Genomic DNA, 4651 nt, shown 5'->3' with positions numbered 1-4651 from the left:
ATTTCCTACAATCTGCTCGGCGACGAGAAGATGGCCCGCCTCGGCGCGCTACAGAGCAAGGCCAACATGACGGTGGCCGCCGATAACGCCGTGGTGGTGGCCGATCTGCCGAAGGCGGCGGCCGCCTCGGGCCGGTCGCTCTCGGTGGTGGTCGAGTGTGATACCGGGCGCAAGCGCGCCGGTGTCGAGACGCCCGCGGAAGCCATCGCGCTCGCGCGCGAGATCGCGGCCTCGAAAGGCCTGCGCTTCGCCGGCTTCATGCTGTATCCGACCGAAAGCGGCTGGGAGGATGCGCAACGATTCTATGACGAGGCGCTGGCCGGCGTGCGCGCGCACGGGCTTGATGCGACCATGGTCTCGACCGGCGGCTCGCCGAACCTAAAGAATCTCGGCAAGCTCAAGGGCGCGACCGAGCATCGTCCGGGCACCTACATCTATAACGACCGCATGCAGGTCGCGGCCGGTGTCGCCGGTTGGGATGATTGCGCGCTCAACATCTATTCCACCGTGGTCAGCCGCGCCGCGCCCGAGCGCGGCATCCTCGATGCCGGCTCCAAGACGCTGACCACGGACACCGGTGGCCTCGACGGCCACGGCCTGATCCTGGAGCACCCGGAGGCCAAGATCGCGCGCTTCGCCGAGGAGCACGGCTTCCTCGACCTCTCCCGCAGCAACACCCGCCCGAACGTCGGCGACGTCGTGCGCATCGTGCCCAACCACGTCTGCGTCGTCGTCAACATGATGGACGAAGTGGTGATGGTGCGCGGCGACGAGATCCTGGGAACGCTGCCGGTCGCGGCACGAGGGAAGTTGCGTTAGGCCTCCGGCCTCTCCACCGTCATTGCGAGGAGCGCAAGCGACGAAGCAATCCAGACTTTCTTTCTCGCAGGATTCCTGGATTGCTTCGCTTCGCTCGCAATGACGGCGCAAGATTCGTAGGGTGGGTGGAGCGAAGCGATACCCATCCTGCCTCCTCGAAAAATGATGGGTATCGCTACGCTCAACCCATCCTACAAATTAAGCCACTTCAACACGCCCTTTCCCGCCGCGACGCCGGTCGCAAAGGAGGCCTGCAGCAAATAGCCGCCGGTCGGCGCCTCCCAATCCAGCATTTCGCCTGCGGCGAAGATGCCGGGCAGACGCTTGATCATGTAGTCGTTATCGAGCTCGTCCCATGCGATGCCGCCGGCGGTCGAGATCGCGCGGGCGAGGCCTGAGGTGCCGATGAGCTTTAGCGGCACGGCATTGACCAACGCAGCAAGTTCCTCGGGTGAGAACGACGCAAGCTGACCGCTGGCATTGATCGCGGCTTCCTGCAGCAGTCCAATCGCCACTGACGGCAACTGAAGCGTCTTACGCAAGACATTGGAGAGCGACTGCTTGCCGCGCGGCGCCGACAGGCGCGAGAGAAGATCATTCGTCGAGAGATCGGGCCGCAGCGCAATTTGCAGCGTGGCCTCGCCCGATGCCGCGATAGCCTCACGCAATTCGGCCGACAGCGCGTAGATCGCGCCGCCCTCGATGCCGTCGCGCGTGACGATCGCCTCGCCGCGCACGGTGCGGTCACCGAACGACAGCGCGATGCTCTTCAGCGGCTGGCCTTCGAACCGATCGCGGAAGATGGTCGACCACGCAACGGTGAAGCCGCAATTCGCGGGCTTGAACTTCGTGATCGCCACGCCCTTGCTTGCTAGGGCATTCTTCCATGCGCCGTCGGAGCCGAGCCGCGGCCAGCTGGCACCGCCGAGCGCGAGCGCGACAGCATCGGCGGCAATCGCGCGCTCGCCCTCTGACGTCTCGAACAGCAAGCGCCTCTGCCCGTCCCACCCGGTCCAGCGATGGCGCATTGCTAGCTTCACGCCTTGACTGTCGAGCCGGCGCAGCCATGCGCGCAGCAGCGGCGAGGCTTTGAAGCTTTCGGGGAAAACGCGTCCGGAGGAGCCGACAAAGGTCTTTTCACCGAGCGCCTCGCACCAGTCGCGCAGGCGCTGCGGCGGGAAGGAACGGATGGCGGGATCAAGAAACGACTGCGCTTCGCGGTAGCGCGAGAGAAATGTAGCAAGCTCCTCACCGTGCGTGAGATTGAGTCCGCCGCGCCCGGCCATCAGGAATTTGCGCGCCACCGACGGCATCGCGTCATAGACGGTGACGCTGGCGCCACCCTCCGCCAACACCTCGGCCGCCATCAAGCCGGCGGGACCGGCGCCGATGACGGCGACCTGCTTATGGCGGACTGTCATTGTACGAGTTTAGGCACCAGAGCTCGCCAGGCAACCGGTCGTCATGCCCGGGCTTGCCCCGGGCATCCACGCTCCACCGCGCAAACGGAGCCAAAGACGTGGATGGCCGGGACAAGCCCGGCCATGACGGTTAAGTGCGTGCCAAGCATGTCGCCTTATAGCTTGATCCCCAGCCGCGCCGCAGCCTGGGCGACGTATTTCTGGGTCTGCTCGAACGCCCCCTGCAATGCCTTGGCCTTCGACATGTCGCTGATCTCAGTGAAACGCGCGGCAATGGCGTCGGGCGTCCACTCGGACTGAGCCAGGTTGATGCCCTCGCTTTCCAGGATCTTGATGACGGCAAACGAGCCGGCGCCGGCGCCCATGATGGTCCGGGTCGGCGCGTCCTCGCTCAGCATGTATTCCACCGCCGGCGTGATCGCCTCCGGCTTCATCAGCTCCAGCGCCTGCGGCGGCAGCAGCTCCTCGGTCATGCGGGTCGCGGCGGTCGGCGAGATGATGTTGACGCGGATGTTGGTCTTGCGGCCCTCTTCCGCCAGCACGTTCATCAAACCGACCATGCCGGTCTTCGCCGCGCCGTAATTGGCCTGGCCGAAATTGCCGTAGAGGCCGGAGGACGAAGTGGTCAGCACGATGCGGCCGTAGTTGCGCTCGCGCATGCCGGCCCACACCGCCTTGCAGCAATAGAACGAGCCGACCAGATGCACGTCCAGCACCTTGGCGAAGTCGGCCACTTCCATCTTGCCGAACGATTTGTCGCGCAGGATGCCGGCATTGGCGCACAACAGGTCGACGCTGCCCCACTCCTTGGTGACGCGCTCCACCATCGCGCTGACTTGCTCGAAATTGGAGACGTCGGCGCCGTCGGCCATCGCGGTGCCGCCAGCCTTCTTGATCTCCTCGACCACGGCTTGCGCCGGGGTCAGCGAGCCGCCGGTGCCGTCGCGGGCGCCACCGAAATCGTTGACCACGACCTTGGCGCCGCGGCTCGCCAGTCCCAGCGCATGCGCGCGGCCAAGCCCGTTGCCGGCGCCGGTGACGATGGCGACGCGTCCGTCAAATCTGATTGCCATGTTGTTCGATATCCCCGAGTTTTCAAGCGAGATAGATCAGACCGATCCATTCGGCGACGAGCGCGGGCTTTTCCTCGCCCTCGATCTCCACCGACACATGGGTCACGGACTGCAATTCCTTCGGCCGGCGCAGCTCGGCCTTGGCGAGCGTGAACCGGCCACGCACGCGCTTGCCCGATTTCACCGGCGACATGAAGCGCAGCTTGTCAAAACCGTAGTTGACGCCCATCGCGGTGCCCTCGATCGCGGGCATCACCTCGTAGGACATCACAGAGAGCAGCGACATGGTGAGGAAGCCATGCGCGATGGTGGTGCCGAACGGCGTCGCCTTGGCGCGTTCAGGGTCGACATGGATGAACTGATGATCCTCGCACACCTCGGCATAGCCATCGATGCGCTTCTGATCGACAACATGCCACGACGAGACGCCGATCTCCTGCCCCACCAATGCCTGATAGGATTCCAGCGAGATCGGCGGTTTCTTCCAGATTTGTTCCATGCTCTAGCTTTCGGTCGGACGGCTGCGCTGCAACTCGGGAAAATCTTCTTCCTTGAATTCGACGCCGCGCAGGGCATCGTCGCGATTGTCCTCGTGCTCGAGCCGCCGCAACTGCACGCGGCGGATCTTGCCGGAGATCGTCTTCGGCAGCTCGCTGACGAGTTCGACGCGGCGGATGCGTTTGAACGGTGCGAGCCGTGCCTGCAGATGTTCGAAGATCGACAGCGCAGTGGCGCGCGAGCGCTCCGCATTCGACGTCAGCAGCACATAGGCCTTCGGAATCGCCAGACGAATGGGATCGGGGCTCGGCACCACGGCGGCTTCCGCCACCGCCTCGTGCTCCAGCAGCACGCTCTCCAATTCGAATGGCGATATCCGATAGTCTGACGATTTGAACACGTCGTCGGAGCGGCCGACGAAAGTGAGGTAACCGTCGTCATCGGCGAACACGACGTCGCCGGAGCGATAGCGCGCGCCGTCGGTACCGGAGAGCTTGCCGTCGTCGCTCTGATAGCCCTGCATCAGGCCGGCCGGCCGGTCGGCGCCAAGCACCAGGGTCACCTCGCCTTCCCTAGTGACGTTGCCGTCGATGTCGGTGATCTCGATGCGATAGCCCGGCAGGGGCCGGCCCATCGAGCCGATCTTCACGGCCTGGCCCGGCGAGTTGCCGACGATAGCGGCCGTCTCGGTCTGGCCATAGCCGTCGCGAATGGTCAGGCCCCAGGCGCTACGGACCTGGTCGATCACTTCGGGATTGAGCGGCTCGCCGGCGCCGCAGACCTCGCGCAAGCTGACCTTGAAGTCAGACAAGCGCTCTTGGATGAACAGCCGCCAGACGG

General features: G+C 64.8%; 5 protein-coding genes. 1 reads left to right on the top strand and 4 read right to left on the bottom strand.

Going from position 1 to position 4651, the window contains the following annotated elements; translation table 11 throughout:
* On the top strand, nt 1-819 hold an 819-nt coding region (locus WA702_RS01000; RefSeq protein WP_425108660.1), incomplete at its 5' end, for an alanine racemase.
* Nucleotides 820-1010: 191 nt separating this feature from the next.
* Here WA702_RS01000 and WA702_RS00995 read toward each other — a convergent pair.
* The 4 genes from WA702_RS00995 to WA702_RS00980 all read right to left on the bottom strand — a co-directional run.
* Entirely contained in the window at nt 1011-2240 is a 1230-nt protein-coding gene (locus WA702_RS00995; protein WP_425108659.1) for an NAD(P)/FAD-dependent oxidoreductase, read from the bottom strand.
* 155 nt (nt 2241-2395) lie between these two features.
* The gene (locus WA702_RS00990; protein WP_425108658.1) at nt 2396-3313 is read right to left on the bottom strand and encodes an SDR family NAD(P)-dependent oxidoreductase; all 918 of its coding nucleotides are present in this window, start codon (nt 3311-3313) and stop codon (nt 2396-2398) included.
* A gap of 22 nt (nt 3314-3335) precedes the next feature.
* Nucleotides 3336-3812, bottom strand: a complete 477-nt coding sequence (locus WA702_RS00985) for a MaoC family dehydratase (RefSeq protein WP_425108657.1) — start codon at nt 3810-3812, stop codon at nt 3336-3338.
* 3 nt (nt 3813-3815) lie between these two features.
* Nucleotides 3816-4651: AMP-binding enzyme (locus WA702_RS00980; protein WP_425108656.1), on the bottom strand; the 836-nt coding region annotated here is incomplete at its 5' end.

Source organism: Bradyrhizobium sp. (assembly GCF_049798375.1).
Lineage (GTDB): Bacteria > Pseudomonadota > Alphaproteobacteria > Rhizobiales > Xanthobacteraceae > Bradyrhizobium.
Note: the sequence above shows the minus strand (reverse complement) of the source record. Positions and strands in the feature narration are given on the sequence as shown.